The organism is Pontimicrobium sp. MEBiC01747 (genome assembly GCF_053601635.1).
In genome coordinates, this window is record NZ_JBSHNS010000068.1 from 1 (window position 1) to 4,424 (window position 4,424).

At 31.8% G+C, this 4,424-nt stretch carries 5 protein-coding genes; all 5 read left to right on the top strand.

Annotated features, from left to right (window positions below):
- The coding region (gene hisD, locus ACVC2P_RS01120) for a histidinol dehydrogenase (protein ID WP_452596644.1) at positions 1-916 on the top strand (916 nt) is incomplete at its 5' end.
- Positions 917-978: 62 nt separating this feature from the next.
- On the top strand, positions 979-2,022 hold the full coding sequence (hisC, locus tag ACVC2P_RS01125) for a histidinol-phosphate transaminase (protein ID WP_452596645.1): 1,044 nt from the start codon (positions 979-981) through the stop codon (positions 2,020-2,022).
- A 74-nt stretch (positions 2,023-2,096) separates the two neighbouring features.
- Complete coding sequence (gene hisB / locus ACVC2P_RS01130; RefSeq protein ID WP_452596646.1) at positions 2,097-3,230, top strand: bifunctional histidinol-phosphatase/imidazoleglycerol-phosphate dehydratase HisB; 1,134 nt, start codon at positions 2,097-2,099, stop codon at positions 3,228-3,230.
- A 69-nt stretch (positions 3,231-3,299) separates the two neighbouring features.
- The gene (gene hisH, locus ACVC2P_RS01135; RefSeq protein ID WP_452596647.1) at positions 3,300-3,881 is read left to right on the top strand and encodes an imidazole glycerol phosphate synthase subunit HisH; all 582 of its coding nucleotides are present in this window, start codon (positions 3,300-3,302) and stop codon (positions 3,879-3,881) included.
- 136 nt (positions 3,882-4,017) lie between these two features.
- A partial coding sequence (locus ACVC2P_RS01140; RefSeq protein ID WP_452596648.1) for a 1-(5-phosphoribosyl)-5-[(5-phosphoribosylamino)methylideneamino]imidazole-4-carboxamide isomerase occupies positions 4,018-4,424 on the top strand: 407 nt, incomplete at its 3' end.

The following is a 4,424-nucleotide window of genomic DNA, read 5'->3' on the forward strand; positions in this document are numbered from 1 at the left end:
ATACATCCCTGGAGGAACAGCACCATTATTTTCTACAGTATTAATGTTGGCAGTACCAGCAACAATAGCAGGCTGTAAAGAATTAATATTATGTACACCACCAAATAAAGATGGGAAAATAGCTAACGAAATACTGTATGCAGCACAATTATGCGGAGTAACAAAAATTATAAAAGTAGGAGGCATACAAGCAATAGCAGGATTAACTTTTGGAACAGAAACTATTCCTGCTGTATATAAAATATTTGGACCAGGAAACCAATTTGTAACAGTAGCAAAACAATTAGCCACTAAATACGGTGTAGCAATAGATATGCCAGCAGGACCTAGCGAACTATTGGTTGTTGCAGATGATAGTGCAAATGCAGCATACGTAGCATCAGATTTATTAAGCCAAGCAGAACACGGTGTAGATAGTCAGGTCATTTTAGTGTCAACTTCAAAAACAGTAATTAAAGCAGTATTAAATGAAATTAGAGAGCAAATAAATAACCTACCACGTAAAACAATAGCAGAACAAGCAATAAATAATTCAAAATTAATATATGTAGAAGACAATAATACCGCTTTAGAGTTAATTAATGAATATGGTCCAGAGCACTTTATTATATGTATGGAAGACGAAGATTTATTTGTAAACAGAATAGCTAATGCAGGATCTGTATTTATAGGTAATTATACACCAGAAAGTGCAGGAGATTACGCCTCAGGCACCAACCATACATTACCAACTAATGGTTTTTCTAAAGCATATTCAGGTGTTAATCTAGATAGTTTTACTAAAAGTATAACATTTCAAAAAATAACAAAGCAAGGCCTTATTAATATTGGGAATACTATAGAGTTAATGGCAGAAGCCGAGGGCTTGCAGGCACATAAAAATGCAGTAAGCATTAGATTAAAAGATATTGTTTAAATAAAAGAATTTAAAAATCCCTCAAAATAGTGTAAATGTAAAATTATTAGACCCCAAAAATTATGAATATTAAAGAATTAGTAAGAGAAAACATAAAAACATTACAACCATATGCTTCAGCAAGAGATGAGTTTGAAGGTTTAAAAAAGGACATGATTTTTTTAGACGCTAACGAAAACCCATTTAATAATGGTGTAAACCGTTATCCAGACCCTCAACACTATAAAGTTAGAGAATTATTGTCCAGCATAAAAAAAATAAATATTCAGCATATTATGTTAGGAAACGGTAGTGATGAAGTGTTAGATCTTATCTTTAGAGCATTTTGCGAACCTAAAATAGATAATGTTATTACGCTACCACCAACATACGGAATGTATGAAGTATTGGCTAACATAAATAATATAGCAACTAAAAAAGTAGCATTAGATGCAAACTTTCAACCACGAGTAGAAGCCATTTTAGAGGCCGCAAATAAGAATTCTAAAATATTGTTTTTGTGTTCGCCTAATAACCCCACAGCCAATAGTTTTGAAAGCAGTAAAATAGAAAAAATAATAAAAGAATTTAATGGAATCGTGGTTATAGATGAAGCATATATAGACTTTACAGAAGAAGAAAGTTGGTTGGGTAAATTAAAAAAGTACCCTAATTTAATTGTAACACAAACATTATCTAAGGCTTACGGAATGGCAGGAATACGTTTAGGTATTTGCTATGCATCAAAAGAAATTATAACAATACTAAACACAATAAAACCACCTTATAATATAAATGAATTAACACTGCAAAGAGCAGCTAAGCTATTACTTTACAAAGAAGGATTAAATAGAGAAATAGGTGTAATACTTGAAGAGCGCGAAAAATTAATACAGTCCTTAAAAGCAATACCTTTTATTGAAAAAATATATCCAACAGACGCTAATTTTATTTTAATAAAAGTAGACGATGCTAATAAACGCTATGCAGGATTAATTAAACATGGTATAGTAGTAAGAAACAGAACCAAACAACCATTATGTGAAAACTGTTTAAGAATAACAGTAGGAACATTTTCTGAAAATAAAAAATTAATATATGCCTTAAAACAATTAAAAAGGCAATAAAGTATAATAAGGTTTTCAGCCCTATGTGAAAACGAAAATAAAACAAAGACTCCCGCTTTCTCGGGAAATAAAATATGAAACGAGTATTATTTATAGATAGAGACGGCACGATAATAAAAGAACCAGCAGATGAGCAAATTGATGCTTTCGATAAATTAGAATTTTACCCCAAAGTATTTCAATACTTAGGAAGAATAGCAAAAGAATTAAATTACGAAATAGTAATGATTACTAATCAAGATGGATTAGGAACAGAAGTTTATCCAGAAAGCACCTTTTGGCCAGTACATAATTTTATTATAAAAACATTTGAAGCAGAAGGAATTACCTTTAAAGAACAGTTTATAGATAAAACCTTTGCACGAGACAATGCACCAACCCGGAAACCAAATACAGGACTGTTAACACAATATTTTTCAGAAGTATACGATTTAGCAAACTCATTTGTAATAGGAGACCGCTTAACCGATATAGAATTAGCAAAAAACTTAGGCTCTAAAGGTATTTATATAAATGACGAAACCCACTTAGGAACAGACGAAATTACTGTAAAAAGAAGTGATTTAGAGGCATACATAGCCTTAGAAAGTAACGATTGGGAAGCCATTTACACCTTTTTAAAAACAGAAGAACGCACAGGGCACATTACACGAAATACTAACGAAACCAAAATAGATATAACATTAAATCTAGATGGTACAGGACAAAGTAGTATAGATACCGGAATTGCATTTTTCGATCACATGCTAGATCAAATCTCTAGACACGGGCAATTAGATTTAAATATAAAAGTTGAAGGCGATTTAGAAGTAGACGAGCACCATACCATAGAAGATACCGCAATAGCATTAGGAGAAGTTTTTGCAGAAACATTAGGAAACAAATTAGGAATAGAGCGCTATGGTTTTTGTTTACCAATGGACGACTGTCTATCTCAAGTAGCAATAGACTTTGGAGGAAGAAATTGGCTCGTTTGGGAAGCCGATTTTAAACGGGAAATGATTGGTAAAATGCCAACAGAAATGTTTATGCATTTCTTTAAATCGTTTAGCGATGGCGCAAAATGTAACCTAAACATAAAAGCAGAAGGAACAAACGAGCACCATAAAATAGAAGCCATATTTAAAGCCTTTGCAAAAGCAATAAAAATGGCAGTAAAACGCGATGTAGAAAAAATGATATTACCATCAACAAAAGGCGTATTATAAAAATTGCTTTTAGTTTTTTGCGGTTAGCTATTAGCTAAAAGCAAAAAGCCGATAGCCAAAAGCTTAACAATGAAACTAGTTATAATAGATTACGGAGCAGGAAATATAAAAAGCATTCAATTTGCTTTTAAACGGTTAGGAGTAGACGCAAAACTAACAAACAATCCAGAAGAAATAAAAAAAGCAGATAAAGTTATATTTCCAGGAGTAGGAGAAGCAAGCTCAGCAATGCAAAAATTAAAAGAAAGTGGATTACACCAACTAATCCCCCAGTTAAAACAACCCGTTTTAGGCATCTGTTTAGGAATGCAATTATTATGTAACAGTACAGAAGAAGGTAACACTAAAGGCCTTGGCGTTTTTAATGTAACAATAAAACGATTTACAAACCAAGTAAAAGTACCACAAATGGGGTGGAACACAATAACAGCATTAAAAACCAAACTATTTAAAAATATAAAAGAAAACGAATTTATGTATTTGGTACACAGTTATTACGCAGAAAATTGTAGCGAAGCCATTGCAATAACTAATTATGGATTAAACTATGCTTCAGCATTGCAAAAAGATAACTTTTATGGCGTACAATTTCACCCAGAAAAAAGCAGCTTAGCAGGCGAACAACTATTAAAAAACTTTCTAGAGTTATAAATAACACAACTTTAAAAAAAACACATAGAATATATTTTACATTCCATTATAATAAGTGTTGTACCAAGAGAAACCAAAGTACTAACAAAATTTAAGTTTAATAATTAATAGAGTATTGCCTACGCAGGAAACGAATATGAGAATAATACCAGCAATAGATATAATAGACGGTAAATGTGTACGCTTAACAAAAGGCGATTACAACACAAAAAAAGTATATAATGAAAACCCACTTGAAATAGCCAAACAATTTGAAGCAAGCGGTATAGAATATTTACACGTAGTAGACTTAGATGGCGCAAAAGCAAAACATATTGTAAACTATAAAACATTAGAAGAAATAGCCTCAAAAACTAATTTAAAAATAGACTTTGGAGGCGGTTTAAAAACTAACGAAGATTTAAAAATAGCATTTAATTCTGGAGCAAATCAAATAACAGGAGGAAGCATAGCAGTAAAAAATGCAGCACTTTTTGAAACATGGATAACCAATTATGGAGCCAGTAAAATTATTTTAGGAGCAGACTTTTACCCAGATACAGC